Below are 15457 nucleotides of genomic sequence, written 5' to 3'. Positions count from 1 at the left end.
TGTCAGCCCTTTCGGCGCCACGCGCCGCTAGGCCTCAAGGGCCCAGCATTCCAGCGACAGCAATTCCGCCGATCCCCCGCGCACGAAGGCCCTCAGCTCAAGGCTCTCGGGCGAAGGGAAGATCAGGTTCGTCAACACGACGGCACCGCCGTCGGCGAACAACTCGACGCTGCAGCGGTCCAGCAGCACTCGCCACACCACCCTGCCATCGGCCTGCGGGGCCAAGGGCGCGTACTGGGGCAGCCGGTAGACCGGATCGTCCGGGCCGAGGCCGCTCAGGCTGCGGTCGACGAACAGGGCGCGACGCTCGGCGTCCCAGCCGACACGCGTCGCCTCCTGCCCGCCGCAGCGCAGCAGCAAGCCGAACTCGGTCGCCGTGCCGGGGCGCCAGGCGATTTCGAGGTCGAGCACATCGCCCGCACCCAGCCGGACGACTTCGTCCACACCGCCCGCACCCAGTGCAAAAGGCCCGCATTGCCATCGCTCGCGCCGCGCCGTTGCAAGTTCGGCGACCGGCTCCTGGCACAGCACCAGGGCGCCGGCGTCGTCGCGCACGCTGAGCCTGCGCGGGATGCTCATCGCCCCGCACCAGGCCTGCGTGGGCGTCGCGGCGGCGTAGCGGTGGTTGTTCATCCAGCCCAGCCAGACGGCTCGCCCATCCTCGGCGGGCACATGCGCCCAGCAGATGGCCGCATAGAAGTCGCTGCCATGGTCGACCCAGCGAGCAGGCTGCGTGGCCCGAAACCGGCTGCCATCGAAATCGCCGACGAATACCTGCGCGCCCGAGCCTCCGGTCGGATGCCCCTCGAACGCATCCACCTTCAACACCCAGGCCCGACGCCCGGGTTGCCCCTGCACCGGCACGGAAATCAGATCCGGGCATTCCCAGATCCCTTCCACGCCGCCTGCCGGCCCGAAGTCGCTGAGGTGGGACCAGTGCCTCAGGTCCGGCGACGCATAGAAGCTGGCCTTGCGCTCGTGCGGCAGCACCACGACCATCACCCAGCGGCCGCTGGACTCGTGCCAGAACACCTTGGGATCGCGAAAGTCTTGGGCGCCGATGTCCAGCACCGGATTGCCGGCGTACTGGGTCCAGCGAACCCCGCCGTCGCTGCTGAACGCCAGGTGCTGGGCCTGATGACGCACCGGCTGCTGCGCGCAGGCGGTGTAGATCGCCACAAACGGCGCCTGCCCGTCGGCGCCCAGCCCGCTCGATCCCCTGTCGTCGATCACGACCGAGCCGGAAAACGCCATATGGGATTCGTCTTCGGGAATGGCCAGCGGCAGATGCCGCCAGTGCAGCAGATCGTCGCTGACGGCATGGCCCCAGCTCATATGCCCCCAGGTGTTGCCCTGGGGGTTGTGCTGGAAGAACAGATGCCATTGGCCACCGGCGAACACCAGGCCATTGGGGTCATTGATCCAGAAGCGCTCGGCGGTGAAATGCAGCGCCGGGCGCCAGCAGTCCTGTGATGTCGACGGGATGGTTTTCATGGAGGGATGCAGGCCCTGGCGCTGCCTTGATTGATGCGGCGGCGCAATTCTGAACGACATCCATGCGATATGCAATCGATTGCACAACTGCCAGGACCTGCCGCAAATTCCTGGCAGGAAATCCCCTTCTCCGGGAGCCGAAAGCAGCGCTCGAATGAGCGGCGCGCCCGCCCCTGCGCCCGCAGGCGTTCAAGCCGCAGGGTCGGGCGCGCTCTCGCGCAGCTTCAGGTAGACGGGAAGGGTGCGCGGCCCGAGACGCTCGCCATGCAGCTGCGACAGCAAGGTCTCAACGAGCTCGACGCCGGCCTCCGCGACGGGCTGGTGCACCGTCGTCAGCGGCGGATCGCAGTAGGCGGCCAGCGGCATGTCGTCGTAGCCAACCAGGGCGACATCGCCCGGCACACTGCGGCCGGCGGCGCGCAGCGCCTGGATCATCAACAGGGCCAGCACGTCGCTGCAGCAGACGACGGCATCGAAGTCACGGCGCCTGGTGCAGAACTCGTGCACGATGTCGGTCGCCGCACTGGGCTCGAACGGCGCGGCCAGCTCCAGCGCCGGGTCCACATCGACGCCGAACTCGCGCAGCGCCTGGGCATAGCCCTGGCGGCGCAGCCAGACCTCGGGCAGCCGCGCGTCGCCGACGAAGGCGACGCGACTCCGGCCGAGCTGCAGCAGGTGACGCGCGGCCAGGCTGCCGCCGAGCACGTTGTCACCACCGACGCTGCAGTAGAGCTGCTGCGGCATCTCGCTGCCCCACACCACCAGCGGCAGCTTGCGCGCGGCCATCTCGTTGAGCTGGTCGTGGTGGCGCCACTGACCGATCAGGATCACGCCGATGGCCTTGCCGGAGTCGAACCAGTGCGAGGCCAGGTCGAGATGCTCGGCATCGACGCGCGACAGCAGCATGTCGTAGCCGCGGTCGGTCAGCGCGTCGGCAATCGCGCCGACGATGGACAGGAAGAAGGGGTCGGAGATGTGCTGGCGCGACTTGGCGTCATAGGGCACGACGACGGCCACCGTCTTGTTCTCCTGCAGGCGCAGATTGCGCGCGCCGAAGTTGATCGAGTAGTTCAGCGAGCGGGCGAGCTCGGCGACGCGCTGGCGGGTCTCGGCGTTGACGAGCTCGCTGCCGTTGAGGGCCCGCGACACGGTGGACACCGACACGCCGGCCAGGCGGGCGATGTCGACCATCTGCAGGCGGCGCTGCTCGCCGGCGCTGGGGGCGGCTGGTTCTTTAGGGGCTGGCTTGGACATTGGCCGGCATCCTCGCAGGGCTCACCGCAAACGACAAGCAGCGTCAACCCGGGCCGGCTCCCTCACTGGCCCGGCAGACCCAGACCGTCGGCCGCGCGCCATCTGGCGCGCGATAGCCCGCCTCGACGGCCGCCTGCACCGCATCGACGCGCGCGAGCGGCATCAGGCCGACGGCGCAGCCGCCGAAGCCGCCGCCCGTCATGCGCGCCCCGCCCTGTGGGCCTATGGCCTGCTGCAGGATCTCGACGAGGCGGTCGACGGCGGGCACGGTAATCTCGAAGTCGTCGCGCATGGACGCATGCGATGCGGCCATCAACGCCCCCAGCGTCGCCAGGTCGCCGCGGGCCAGCGCGACGGCGGCCGCCTGCGTGCGCGCGTTCTCGGTGACGATGTGGCGGGCGCGCCGGTAGACGACCTCGTCCAGCCCCGCGGCCCCGGCCTCGAGGCGCGCCAGGTCGACATCGCGCAGCGCCGGCACGCCGTAGTGGCGGGCCGCGGCCTCGCACTGGCGGCGGCGCGTGTTGTATTCGCTGTCCACCAGGCCGCGCTTCACGCGCGAGTGGACGATCATGACGGCGAGATCGGGCGGCAGCCGCACCGGCTCGGCGCCCAGGCTGCGGCAATCGATCAGCAGCGCATGGCCGGCCTGGCCGCGGGCCGAGATGAGCTGGTCCATGATGCCGCAGTTGCAGCCGACGAACTCGTTCTCGGCCCGCTGGGCGGTCAGTGCCAGTTCCGTCGGGTCCAGCACCAGGCCGTGCAGCGACTTGAAGGCCTGGCCGACGGCCACCTCGAAGGAGGCCGACGAGGACAGGCCGACGCCCTGGGGCACGTCGCCGGCCACGGCCAGGTCGGCACCGCGCAGCGGCAGGCCGCGCGCCGCCAGCATCTGCACCATGCCGCGCGCGTAGTTGGCCCAGGCGGCGTCCTCGCGGTGCGAGATGGTGGTGCCGATGCGGAAGCGGTCGATGGCGCCGTCGTAGTCGGCCGCGACGATCTGCACCATGTCATCGTCGCGTGGCCGCGCAGCAATGCGGGTGCCGAAGTCGATGGCACAGGGCAGCACGAAGCCATCGTTGTAGTCGGTGTGCTCACCGATCAGGTTGACCCGGCCGGGTGCCTGCACGCGCAGCGCCGGCTCGGCGCCGAAGGCGGCCCGGAAGGCCTCGTCGGCCCGATCACGCGCTGTCATGCCGGCTCCTTGTAGTGGACATCGCTCACCGCGCGCAGCTTCTCGGCGGCCTGCTCGGGCGTCAGGTCGCGCTGGGCCTCGGCCAGCATCTCGAAGCCGACCATGAACTTGCGCACCGTGGCCGAACGCAGCAGCGGCGGGTAGAAGTGGGCATGCAGCTGCCACGGCGCCGCATCGCGCGCGTCGAAGGGCGCGCCATGCCAGCCCATCGAATAGGGGAAGGAGCAGCGGAACAGGTTGTCGTAGCGCGAGGTCAGGCGCTTCAGCGCATCGGCCAGGCTGGCGCGCTGCGCCGCCGTCAGCTGCGGCAGGCGCTGCACCGCGAAGCGCGGCAGCAGCAGGGTCTCGAAGGGCCAGGTGGCCCAGAAGGGCACGATCGCCAGCCAGTCGTCGTTCTGCACGACGACGCGCTCGCCGCCCGCCTCGCGCTCGGCCACGTCGAGCAGCAACGCCCGCCCGTGCGCGGCAAACCAGTCGCGCTGCTGGGCATCCTCGGTCGCGGCCTCGTTGGGCAGGAAGCCGGTGGCCCAGATCTGGCCGTGAGGATGGGGCTGGGAGCAGCCCATGATCTCGCCCTTGTTCTCGAACACCTGCACCCAGGCGTGCTCGCGCCCCAGCTCGGCGCTCTGCTCGCACCAGGTGTCGACGACGGCGACGATCTCGTCCCGCGCCAGCTCGGGCAGCGTGCGCGAGTGGTCGGGCGAGAAGCAGATGACGCGGCTGGTGCCGCGCGCGGCCTGGGACTGGAACAGCGCGTCACCGGCCGGTGCATCGGGCACGGCGGGCATCAGCGCCGCGTGGTCGTTGGTGAAGACAAAGGGGCCGCGGTAGTCCGGGTTGGTCTGGCCGTTGACGCGGGTGTTGCCGGCGCAGAGGTAGCAGGCCGGGTCGTGGCGTGGCAGTACGGCCTCGGCGGCAGTTTCCTGCCGCCCCTGCCAGGGCCGCTTGGCGCGATGGGGCGAGACCAGCACCCACTGGCCGGTCAGCGGGTTGCGGCGGCGGTGCGAGTGTTCTGCCGGGTCGAAGGGGGCGCTCATTCGGGATATCCGTTCGGGTAGGTGGATTGCCAGCGCCAGGTGTCGGCGCACATCTCGTCCAGGCCGCGGCGGGCGCGCCAGCCGAGCAGGCTTTCGGCCCGCGCCGGATCGGCCCAGCTGGCGGCCACGTCACCGGCGCGGCGCGGGGCGATGGCATGGGGCAGCTCGTGCCCGCAGGCGCGGCCGAAGGCCGCCAGCAGTTCGAGCACGCTGTGGCCGCGCCCGGTGCCGAGATTGAAGACGTGCAGGCCGGGCCGGCCGTGGGCGTGGCCCAGCGCGGCGACATGCCCGTCGGCGAGGTCCAGCACATGCACGTAGTCGCGCAGGCCGGTACCGTCGGGCGTCGGGTAGTCGTTGCCGAACACGGCCAGCCGTTCGCGCCGGCCCACGGCGACCTGGGCCACGAAGGGCATCAGGTTGTTGGGCAGCCCCTGGGGGTCTTCGCCGAGCAGGCCGCTCGGGTGGGCGCCCACCGGGTTGAAGTAGCGCAGCGCGGTCAGAGACAGATCGGCGTCGGCCGCGGCCAGATCAGCCAGCATCTGCTCGACCATCAGCTTGCTGCGGCCGTAGGGGTTGGTGGCCGAGGTCGGCGCGTCCTCGCGCAGCGGCATGCGCTCGGCGTCGCCATAGACCGTGGCCGAGGAGCTGAACACCAGCGTGCGCACGCCGGTGGCCCGCATGGCCTGCAGCAGCACGAGGCTGCCGTGCACGTTGTTGTCGTAGTAGTCCAGCGGCCGCTGTACCGATTCGCCGACGGCCTTCAGGCCGGCGAAATGGATGGCCGCGTCTATGCCCTCATCGCGCAACAGCTTTGCGACCAGGTCACCGTCGCGCACGTCGCCACGCACGAATTGCGGCCGCGTGCCGGCGACGCGCTCGATGTGGTCGAGCACGCCGGGCTTGGCATTGGCGAGGTTGTCGAGGATGACCGGCCTATGGCCCGCAGCGATCAGCTGCACGCAGCAGTGGCTGCCGACATAGCCGGCACCACCGGTGACGAGGATGTTCATGGGCCCGCTCCGCCTGCGCGTCACAGCTTCTGCAGCCGCACGATGAAGGCCGTCTCTGCCTGCACGCGCGGCATCGGCAGACCCGCCTGGGCCAGCCAGGCGCCGTCCAGCACCAGGCCCTCGGGGCTGCGCAGCGCGTCGTGCAGCGGCGTGGTCTCGTGCCGGCCGCTCGGCAGCTTGCTGCCCTCGGGCAGCAGCTGCGTCACGCGGTAGCGCGCCGCGCCATCCAGCATGGGCAGGCACAGCGGCGGCGCATAGCGCAGGCTGCTGGGCGCGGCGCGGTAGGCGAGCAGCAGCAGCTCGCTCGCATCCGCCTCGCCGTGCACCTGCCAGACGATGCCGTCGCCACCCTGCCCCTGCCAGACCTGGCCCTGGTGCAGGCGCTCGCGCAGCTGCTTGTAAAGCGCGATCCAGGCGCGCAGCTCGGCGGCTTCCGCCTCGCCCAGGTGGCGGGCGTCGAGCTCCACGCCCAGGTGGCCGGGCAGCGCCACGGCGGCACGGAAGGCCATGCTCTGGCTGCGGCCGGTCGTGTGGGCCGGCGCGGTGCCGACATGGGCGCCCATGATCTCGGGCGGGAAGAACTGCAGGAAGCCGCGCTGGATGTCCAGACGCGACAGCGCGTCGATGCAGTCGCTGGTCCAGACGCGGTGGGTGTGGCGCAGCACGGCGAAGTCGATGCGCCCGCCGCCGCCCGAGCAGCTCTCGATCTCGACGCCAGGGTGGGCCCGGCGCAGCCGGTCCATCAGCGCATAGACGGCCAGCACCTGGGCGCGGTAGCCGGGCAGGCCACCGGGCAGTCCGGCCGTCGTGAGGTCGCGGTTGTGGTCCCACTTCAGATAGCCGATGGGGTGGGCCGCGAGCAGGGCCGAGATCTTGTCGAACAGGTAATCGGCCGCCTCGGGCCGCGAGATGTCGAGCACCAACTGGTTGCGCGCGGTGATCAGCGGCCGGCCGTCGAGCTGCAAGGCCCAGTCGGGGTGGGCGCGGAACAGCTCGCTGTCCGGGTTGACCATCTCGGGCTCGACCCACAGGCCGAACTCCATGCCCAGACCGTTCACATGCGCGATCAGCGCGCCCAGGCCCTGCGGGAACTTGCCCTCGTCGGGCCACCAGTCGCCCAGTGCCGCACGGTCGTGGTGGCGGCCGTGGAACCAGCCGTCGTCGAGCACGAAGCGCTCCACGCCCAGGGCCGCGGCGGCCGTGGCCAGCGCCATCACGGGCTCGGGGTGGACGTCGAAGTAGAAACCCTCCCAGGTGTTGAGGTGCACGGGCCGCGGGCGCATGGCGCCATCGGGCCAGTTCAGCCGCGCGCGCAGCTCGGCGTGGAAGTTGGCGGCCAGGCCGTTGAGCCCGCCCGTGGAGCAGCTCGCGACGACCTCGGGCGTGGTCAGGCTGGCGCCCGGCGCCAGCCGGCCCTCGCCGGGCGCCAGCCATTCGCCGAGCTGCCACTGGAACTGAGCGTCATGGAGGAACTCGATGCTCTGCTGGTGGTTGCCCGACCAGGCCAGATGGGCGCCGAAGACCAGACCCGCGTCGTCGGTCGCGCCGGGCGTCGTCACGACCGCGCCCGGGAAGCAGTCGTGCGAGGTGCGCCCGCGTCGGCTCTCGCGCCGCCAGGTGCTGCGCGCCAGCGGCTGCACCTGCAGCAGGAACTCCTGCATATGCTGGCCGGCATAAGAGCGCACCTGATCGCAGCGGCCCGGCAGCGGCAGCGTGAAGGCGGCCAGCCATTGCACGTCGAGATCGCTGCTGCCGAGATTGCTCAGCTCGGAATGCGCGACCAGCACGTCGCTGGCCTCGTCCAGGCGCAGATGCAGGTCCAGCCGCAGCTGCGCCACGTCGTCTGTCAGGCGTAGCACGACAGCCCGCCCCGGTTGCTGCCAGTCGACCTCGCAGCGCGTGAAGGCCTGCGCGAAGTCACGCCCCGTCCGGTGGGCGAGCAGCGCGCTCTGGCCGAACCAGCCGACGCCGAAGGTCGGCGCCACGCTCAGGGGCTGGTCGAAGTCCAGGTTGAAGGACGGCAGCGGGCGGGTGTCGCGCAGCGCCGTGCCGGGCGTCGCGCCGTCGGGCAGGCGCGGGCCCCAGTAGCGCCACAGCGGTGCCTCGCCGCGCGGCAGTTCGAGAACGAGGCTGCTGCTGCGGCCGTGGAGGGAGAGGTAGTCGGTGCTCATGAGTTCAGGCGGCGTCATGCGGCTACGGGCAGGCGCAGGTCGGGAGCGGGGACGCAGCGCCGCAGCGCCAGTCCTCCCGCGTCGAATAGATGCAGCTGGGTCGACGGCAGCGTGACGGCAATGCGCTGGCCGGCGTCGCCATGGGCCTGGCCGGGCGCCTTCACGGTCAGTTCGCCGTCGAGGTAGAGATAGGTCGCCTCGCCCAGGCGCTCCTGCCAGCGCAGTTCGCGCACGACATGCTGGCCAACGGCACCAGGTTCGGCATGCTCGGGCCGCACGCCGACGGTGACGGGCGCGCCGGCCGGCAGCGCGGCGGCGTCGACGGACGCGTCCAGCAGCTCGCCGGTGGCCAGGCGCACGCGAGCGCCGTCGCTGCGGCCTTCGACGAGGGTCGCCGGCAGGAAATTCATCTTCGGCGAGCCGATGAAGCCGGCCACGAAGAGGTTGCGCGGCCGGTGGTAAAGCTCCAGCGGCGAGCCGCACTGGGCCACGCTGCCTTCGCGCGCCACCGCCTCGCCGGCGTTGAGCAGCAGGATGCGGTCCGCCAGCGTCATGGCCTCGACCTGGTCGTGGGTGACGTAGATGGTCGAGGCCCTGCCGAACTCGCGGTGGATCTTGGCGATCTCGAAGCGGGTCTGCACACGCAGCGCGGCGTCGAGGTTGGACAGCGGCTCGTCGAACAGGAAGACGCCAGGCTCGCGCATGATGGCGCGGCCGATGGCGACGCGCTGGCGCTGCCCGCCGGACAGGGCCTTGGGCTTGCGCTCCAGCAGCGTCTCGAGCTGCAGCTTGGCGGCCACGCCGTCGACCTTGGCGCCGATGACGGCCTTGTCGACACCGGCCAGCGTCAGCCCGAAGGCGAGGTTTTCCCGAACCGTCAGGTGCGGGAACAGCGCATAGCTCTGGAACACCATGGCCACGCCGCGCCGTGCGGGCGGTGTGTCGTTCATGCGCTGGCCGCCGATGCGCAGCTCGCCCGCGCTGATCTCTTCCAGGCCGGCCACCATGCGCAGCAGCGTGGACTTGCCGCAGCCGCTGGGGCCGACGAAGACGCAGAACTCGCCATCGCGGATCTGCAGGTCGACATTGCGGATGACGGGCGCGCCGCCGGCGTAGGTCTTGCAGACGGAGGACAGTTCGATGCCGGCCATGGAGTTCTCTTGCGTGCGTTCAGGGTTGCAGCAGGCGCAGCACGCGGGCGTCGACTGTCTGCATGGCGGTGGCAGCATCGCTCTTGCCGATCAGCACCGACTCGATGGCCGTACCCACCCAGTCGTTGATCTCGGCGCCGTGCTCAGCGATGGGCATGGGGAAATTGCGCTCGTGGCTCATGGCGAGGAAGGCCGCGGAGTCGACCCCGCGCCGCGCCTGGGCCTGCACCGCCAGCTCGGCCATGCCGCGCAGGGCCGGGTAGGTGACGCCGGCGTCGGCGACCAGGCGCTGGCACTGTGGCGAGGCCATGAAGCGCACCCATGCCCAAGCCTGCTCCTTGACCTTGCTGCCGGCCCAGATCGAGTCGCCCAGGCCGTTCATCATGCTGGCGCGCCGGCCCGTGGGGCCCACGGGCAGCGGCACCCAGGCATGGCGGAAGTGGGCGTTGCGGGCGAAGTTGGCCACCATCCACGAGCCATCGGGCACCATGGCCGCCTTGCCGGCGATGAACATCGCGGCCGAGCCCAGCGAGCGCGTCAGCTCGAAGCGGGCCGACACGCCCTTGCCCGGCAGCCCGGCGATATAGGCCAGCGTCTGGGCCAGGCGGGGGTCGTCGTAGTGCAGGCGCGGCGCCCAGGGCTGGTCCTGCAGCGTGAAGCCCATGGAGGCCGCGAAATGACTCCACTCGGTCTGGCCCAGCGCGCCACCGGGGCCGGGCGTCTGGAAACCATAGACGCGCACGCGGCGGCGGTCGAAGCCGGGATCGGCCGCCGAGCGACCGGCGACGTCGCGCGAGAGCCGGCGGGCGATGCGCTCGAAGCTGCCCCCGTCCACCGGGTTCCAGGTCATGGACCAGAGCTCCTCGCGCGTGACGCCAGCCCGCTCCGCCATGTCCAGGTTGACGGCCAGGGCCACCATGTCCCAGTCCTTGGGCAGGCCGTATTGGCCGCCATCGCGGCCCCAGATGCCGAACAGCCCGGGCATGAAGGCCTGTGGGTCGACGGGGTCGCGGCGCAGCAGCGGCGCCAAGTCCAGCAGCTGGCCGTTCTTCAGCAGCTCCGGAAATTTGGCGAGATGGTTGACGAAGACGTCGGGCGCCGTGCCGGCGATGAAGCCGGTGGACAGGGCTGTCCAGTAGTCGGCCCAGCCGGCCTGCTGGAACCTGATGCTGATGTCCGGATGCTGCTGCTCGAAGCGCCGCGCACACTCGCGGTAGGCGGGCTGCTGGTCGGAGTCCCACAGCATGTAGCGCACCTCGGCGGCCTGGGCCAGCGAGGCGACCAGTGCAAGAGTGATCGCAAGGATTCGCTTCATCGTCACTTGCCTCCGCTGTGCTGCACCGACTCGATGATCCGCCGGCCAAAGGCCAGCAGCAGCACCAGCACCGGCAGCACGGCGACGGCGGTGGCCGCCATCAGGCCGGTCCAGTCCGGCTGACCCTGGGGCGTCTGGGACTTGAAGGTCTGCAGGGCCACGGTCAGCACCTGGTGGGCCTCGTCCTTGGCGACGAGGTAGGGCCAGAAGAACTCGTTCCAGATGTTGATGCCGGTCAGCATGGCGATGGTGGCGAGGGCCGAGGACGACAGGGGCAGCGCGACGCGGGCGAAGATGTAGGCCTGCGAGGCGCCCTCTAGCAGCGCGGCCTCCTCGATGTCGCGCGGGATGGCGAGGAAGAACTGGCGCAGGAAGAACACCGAGAAGCCCTGCATCAGGCAGAACGGCGCCACCATGCCGGCATAGGTGTCCAGCCAGCCCAGCTCCTTAATGAGGATGAAGTTGGGGATGAAGGTGACGACGCCGGGCACCATCATCGTGCCGACGAAAAGCGCGAACAACAGGTCGCGCCCCGGGAAGCACAGCCTCGCGAAGGCATAGGCCGCCATCGCCGCGCAGCCCACCTGCAGCGTGACGATGACGACGGTGAACAGCACCGAGTTGCCCAGCGCCCGCAGGAAGTTGATTTCGGCCCCCGAGCCGCCGACGGCCAGGCTCTGCTCCGGCGACAGCAGGCCCAGCACGCGGCGGAAGTTCAGCAGCGTCGGGTCGTGCGGCACCAGCGTCGCCGACTGTTCGTAGAGCTGCTGCGATGGCACCAGCGCCGTCTTCAGCGCGAACCACAACGGCAGCAGCGTGACGAGCAGCATGCCCAGCAGCGCCGCCCACGCGAGCAGACGGCCGAGACTCAAGCGGCGACCGGCGGCGCTCATGCCAAATCGCTTTCGTTGGCACGCATGACGCGCATCTGTAGCACCGTGTAGGCCAGCATCACCAGGCACAGCACCATGGACATCGCCGACGCATAGCCCATCTTGTAGAAGCTGAACGCGTTCTGCACGATGTAGTAGACGATGACCTGGGTCGAGTCCAGCGGGCCGCCCTTGGTCGTCACCGCGATGGTGTCGAAGATCTGGAAGGAGCCCGTCACGCTGGTCACCAGCACGAAGACCATGACCGGCCGCAGCAGCGGCAGCGTGATGCGTCGGAACATCTGCCACTCCGACGCCCCCTCCAGGCCGGCCGCCTCATAGAGCGAGCGCGGGATGTTCTGCAGCCCGGCCAGGAAGAGCAGCGCCACAAGGCCCATGTGGCGCCAGATGTTTACGGCGGCCACGGTCAGCAGCGCCTGGTCCACGCCGCCGAAGAAGGGCTGACGGTCGATGTCCAGCGTGGCCAGCATCTCGTTGACCCAGCCCAGCAGCGGGTCGAGCATCCACAGCCAGATCATGGCCACCAGCACGTTGGACAGCAGATAGGGCAGCAGCACGACCGCCTTGACCCACAGCGAGCGCGCCAGGCGGTCCATCGCCACGGCCAGGAAGAGGCCGAACGCGATCTGCAGCGGGATGTTGAGCAGCACATAGCAGGCGCTGAGCTTCATGCCCTGCCAGAAGCCGCCGTCCCGCAGCAGCTGGGCATAGTTGTCCAGGCCCACGAAGCGCGGCTCGCTCAGCAGGTTCCAGTCGGTGAAGCTGATGGCCAGAGCCCGGCAGGTCGGCCAGGCATGGAACAGCAGGAAGCCGACGAAGGCCGGCCCCACCAGCGCCCAGGCGGTCAGCGTCTGCGCCCGGCGGCCGGGGCCGAGGGCGGAGGCAAATGAGGCGAGAAGGCGGTTCACGGGTTCCATGGCAGCGGCGAGTGCACGCATTCTGGGCGCAATGCAATCGTTTGTATTCAGGGATATCCCGAAAGACTGAAACGAGTCTGACGTGCACCTCGATACGACGGCCTACGCTCAGGATTGGCGCATCGCACAGCGCACTGAAGGCCAGCGGGCGCGGCTTCCAGATCACGCACCGCCCAGGCTGAACAGGCCAAATTCCCCTTGAATATTGACCAAACCGTCGACAAATCCCAAGAGACGGCGACCGCAAGCCGGAACCACATCCCAAGAGGGGAGCAACCCAGACCGGGGCGGGGCAACTGTCGGCGCGCACCAACATCACTGGTTTTCCCTAGCATTGCAATCGATTGCTTTTAAAAACTCGCACCACTATGCTTCAGCCAACAGTTACAGAAGGCCGTGCTGCGGCCGGTACTGCCAGGCAAACCATTCCAATGAAGGAGACAACGTGAAGTCCCAATCCTCTCGACACCCCACCCTGACCCCGCTGGCCCAGTTGCTGGCCACGTCCCTGGCGGCGCTGGCGCTGCCGGCCCTGGCGCAGACCGCCGAGGCGCCTGACGCGGCCAAGGCCGACGTCGCGAGCCTGGACCGCGTGGTCACGACGGCGACGTCCAGCGTGAAGTCCAAGATGCGCAGCTCGGTCACCGTCACCGACATCGACCAGGACCAGATCAAGGACTTCGGCCCGCGCACGGAGGCCGAGGTGCTGCTGCTGATCCCCGGCATCCGCACCGACGCGACGGCCGGCGCCGGCGGCAACGCCAACATCTCCGTGCGCGGCCTGCCCATCGCCTCCGGCGGCTCCAAGTACGTGCAGCTGCAGGAAGACGGCCTGCCGGGCGTTCAGTTCGGCGACATGAACTTCTCGAACAACGACTACTGGATCCGCTTCGACAACAACATCGACAGCATCCAGACGCTGCGCGGCGGCTCGTCGTCGGTGTTCGCATCGCAGGCCCCGGGCGCGGTCATCAACTACATCAGCAAGACCGGCAAGGAAAAGGGCGGCTCGCTGGCCCTGTCACGCGGCCTGAACTACAACGAGACGCGCGTCGACGCCGACTACGGCGACCGCCTCGACAAGGGCCTGTACTACCACATCGGCGGCTACTACCGCGAGGGCGAGGGCTCCCACCGCTCCACGCCGAACGCGCTGCAGGGCTATCAGCTCAAGGGCAATATCACCAAGGAGTTCAACGACGGCAAGGGCTATGTCCGCGCCTACTTCAAGGTGCTTGACGAGCACGCCCCGGCCAACCCGCAGACCTTCATCAGCGCAACGCAGAACGGCAACAGCATCGGCGGCTTCGCCAAGCTGCCGGGCTATGACGCGACCCGCGAATCCGGCGTGTCCATCTACAACGCCAGCGTGCCCGGCATCGACCCCGTCACCCATCAGCTGACCAACACCTCGCTGACCGACGGCATCACCGTCAACTCCAAGTCGGTGGGCCTGGAGTTCCACAACGCGCTGGACAACGGCTTCACCATCGACGACAAGTTCCGCAGGTCGCAGAACTCGGGCGCCTTCCAGACCCAGTTCCTGAACGTGATGACGCTGGCCAACATGCTGTCGGGCTTCGGCGCGGGCACGACGGTCAAGTACTACAACGGCCCCAACACCGGCCAGGCGGTCACGGCCAGCAACCTCCAGCTCGGCCTGGTGTCCCAGGGCGCGGCCATCAACACGCAGACGCCCGACATGGGCAACCTGGTCAATGATCTGTCGGTCAACAAGCAGTTCAAGCTCGACCTGGGCACCATCGACCTCAAGGGCGGTATCTTCCATTCGCGCCAGAACGTCGTGCAGCGCTGGGCCATCAGCGAGCGCCTCGTCGAGGTGGGCAAGAACGGCGCCGTCATCGACGCCTACGACAGCACCGGCGCCGCGCTGACCACCGCGGGCCTGACCGGCTACAACAACCAGTGGGGCGGCTGCTGCGCCCGCGACATCGACGCCCACTTCACGACCAACGCCCCCTATCTGTCGATGAACCTGCAGCGCGGCGACCTCGACGTCGACGCCGGCGTGCGCCGCGAGAACTTCTCGTCGAACGCCAGCTATGCCGCCGGCACCTCGCGTGCCGTCGACTTGAACGGTGACGGCCAGATCACGGGCGCCGAGAAGAACGTCTTCCTGATCGACGCGACGACGCCGCGCGGACTGTCGAACTACAAGGTCTCCTACACGAACTACTCGGCCGGCGTGAACTACCGGCTGACGCCCGACCTGAGCGTCTTCGCCCGCACCAGCAAGGGCAACCGCGCCATCGCCGACCGCCTGCTGTTCAGCGCCAACATCGACGCCAAGACCGGCCTGCTCGCCAACCGCGACGCGGCGCTGGCACCGGTCAGGCAGAACGAGATCGGCGCGCGCTACCGCGGCCACACCGAGCATCTGAACTACGGCGTGTCGGCCACGCTGTTCCACTCCACGACGCAGGAGTTCGACTACGACCAGACCCGCCAGGACAACCCCGCGCTGCCCAACTACCAGGGCCCCAAGCTCAACGTCGTCGGCTACAAGGCCGATGGCCTGGAGCTGGAGACGGCGGGTGCGATCGGCGACTTCGCGCTGAACGTCAACCTCGTCTATTCGGACGAGAAGATCACGACCAACCTGGGTGCCCCGGCCTTCATCGGCAAGACCGAGTCCGGCCTGCCCAAGCTGCGCTACACGATCTCGCCGCGCTACACGTTCGGCCCGGCCACCTTCGGCGCGACCATCCGTGGCCAGGACTCCGTCTGGGCCGATGGCGGCAACACGATCCGGATCGGCGGCCACTACGTCGTCAGCGCCTTCGTCAACTATGACTTCGGCAAGGGCCTGACCGGCGCGTTGAACGTGAACAACCTGTTCGACAAGGTCTACCCCGCCGGCGGTGGCGGCTTTGTGCCGGGCTCGACGACGGTGTTCGGCGCCGGTGTCGAGAACGGCCGCACCATCAACGCGTCGCTGCGCTACGCGTTCTGAGGAAACCCGGGCAGGTGAAAGCCTGCCCGGCTTCCCTTGCGGCCCACGG

At 69.4% G+C, this 15457-nt stretch carries 11 protein-coding genes; 1 reads left to right on the top strand and 10 read right to left on the bottom strand.

The genetic code is table 11. The features are described from left to right. Positions 1-27: 27 nt before the first annotated feature. From EV671_RS04690 to EV671_RS04645, 10 genes are all read right to left on the bottom strand, one after another. Positions 28-1494 carry a glycoside hydrolase family 32 protein gene (locus tag EV671_RS04690; protein WP_165917471.1) on the bottom strand — a complete coding sequence of 489 codons (1467 nt, stop codon included), beginning with the start codon at positions 1492-1494 and terminating at the stop codon, positions 28-30. Between the two features lie 189 nt (positions 1495-1683). After that, on the bottom strand, positions 1684-2748 hold the full coding sequence (locus tag EV671_RS04685) for a LacI family DNA-binding transcriptional regulator (protein ID WP_132570137.1): 1065 nt from the start codon (positions 2746-2748) through the stop codon (positions 1684-1686). 43 nt (positions 2749-2791) lie between these two features. Continuing rightward, entirely contained in the window at positions 2792-3940 is a 1149-nt protein-coding gene (galK, locus tag EV671_RS04680) for a galactokinase (protein WP_132570136.1), read from the bottom strand. After that, on the bottom strand, positions 3937-4977 hold the full coding sequence (locus EV671_RS04675; RefSeq protein ID WP_132570135.1) for a UDP-glucose--hexose-1-phosphate uridylyltransferase: 1041 nt from the start codon (positions 4975-4977) through the stop codon (positions 3937-3939). Before EV671_RS04675 ends, galK begins: the two co-directional genes overlap by 4 nt. Continuing rightward, positions 4974-5987: a UDP-glucose 4-epimerase GalE gene (gene galE / locus EV671_RS04670; RefSeq protein WP_132570134.1), complete on the bottom strand. Its 1014-nt coding sequence runs from the start codon at positions 5985-5987 to the stop codon at positions 4974-4976. The genes EV671_RS04675 and galE overlap by 4 nt, the downstream gene beginning before the upstream one ends. A gap of 20 nt (positions 5988-6007) precedes the next feature. Beyond that, a complete protein-coding gene (locus tag EV671_RS04665) occupies positions 6008-8158 on the bottom strand; it encodes an alpha-galactosidase (protein WP_243655584.1) in 2151 nt (716 codons plus the stop codon). A 14-nt stretch (positions 8159-8172) separates the two neighbouring features. Continuing rightward, positions 8173-9309 carry an ABC transporter ATP-binding protein gene (locus EV671_RS04660; RefSeq protein ID WP_132570132.1) on the bottom strand — a complete coding sequence of 379 codons (1137 nt, stop codon included), beginning with the start codon at positions 9307-9309 and terminating at the stop codon, positions 8173-8175. 19 nt (positions 9310-9328) lie between these two features. After that, a complete protein-coding gene (locus EV671_RS04655; protein ID WP_132570131.1) occupies positions 9329-10624 on the bottom strand; it encodes an ABC transporter substrate-binding protein in 1296 nt (431 codons plus the stop codon). A 2-nt stretch (positions 10625-10626) separates the two neighbouring features. After that, on the bottom strand, positions 10627-11517 hold the full coding sequence (locus EV671_RS04650) for a carbohydrate ABC transporter permease (protein WP_132570130.1): 891 nt from the start codon (positions 11515-11517) through the stop codon (positions 10627-10629). Then, on the bottom strand, positions 11514-12425 hold the full coding sequence (locus EV671_RS04645; protein WP_243655583.1) for a carbohydrate ABC transporter permease: 912 nt from the start codon (positions 12423-12425) through the stop codon (positions 11514-11516). Before EV671_RS04645 ends, EV671_RS04650 begins: the two co-directional genes overlap by 4 nt. Positions 12426-12879: 454 nt before the next feature. Between EV671_RS04645 and EV671_RS04640 the strand changes: the two genes are divergently transcribed. Then, positions 12880-15408, top strand: a complete 2529-nt coding sequence (locus tag EV671_RS04640; RefSeq protein ID WP_132570128.1) for a TonB-dependent siderophore receptor — start codon at positions 12880-12882, stop codon at positions 15406-15408. Positions 15409-15457 lie beyond the last annotated feature (49 nt).

The sequence above is a fragment of the Roseateles saccharophilus genome (assembly GCF_004342485.1).
Lineage (GTDB): Bacteria > Pseudomonadota > Gammaproteobacteria > Burkholderiales > Burkholderiaceae_C > Pelomonas > Pelomonas saccharophila.
Note: the sequence above shows the minus strand (reverse complement) of the source record. Positions and strands in the feature narration are given on the sequence as shown.

Coding starts and splice junctions, on each gene's coding strand:
- EV671_RS04650 (WP_132570130.1), bottom strand. CDS start 11,517: ATGAGCGCCGCCGGTCGCCGCTTGAGTCTCGGCCGTCTGCTCGCGTGG.
- EV671_RS04690 (WP_165917471.1), bottom strand. CDS start 1,494: ATGAAAACCATCCCGTCGACATCACAGGACTGCTGGCGCCCGGCGCTG.
- EV671_RS04685 (WP_132570137.1), bottom strand. CDS start 2,748: ATGTCCAAGCCAGCCCCTAAAGAACCAGCCGCCCCCAGCGCCGGCGAG.
- galK (WP_132570136.1), bottom strand. CDS start 3,940: ATGACAGCGCGTGATCGGGCCGACGAGGCCTTCCGGGCCGCCTTCGGC.
- EV671_RS04675 (WP_132570135.1), bottom strand. CDS start 4,977: ATGAGCGCCCCCTTCGACCCGGCAGAACACTCGCACCGCCGCCGCAAC.
- EV671_RS04655 (WP_132570131.1), bottom strand. CDS start 10,624: ATGAAGCGAATCCTTGCGATCACTCTTGCACTGGTCGCCTCGCTGGCC.
- EV671_RS04665 (WP_243655584.1), bottom strand. CDS start 8,158: ATGAGCACCGACTACCTCTCCCTCCACGGCCGCAGCAGCAGCCTCGTT.
- EV671_RS04660 (WP_132570132.1), bottom strand. CDS start 9,309: ATGGCCGGCATCGAACTGTCCTCCGTCTGCAAGACCTACGCCGGCGGC.
- galE (WP_132570134.1), bottom strand. CDS start 5,987: ATGAACATCCTCGTCACCGGTGGTGCCGGCTATGTCGGCAGCCACTGC.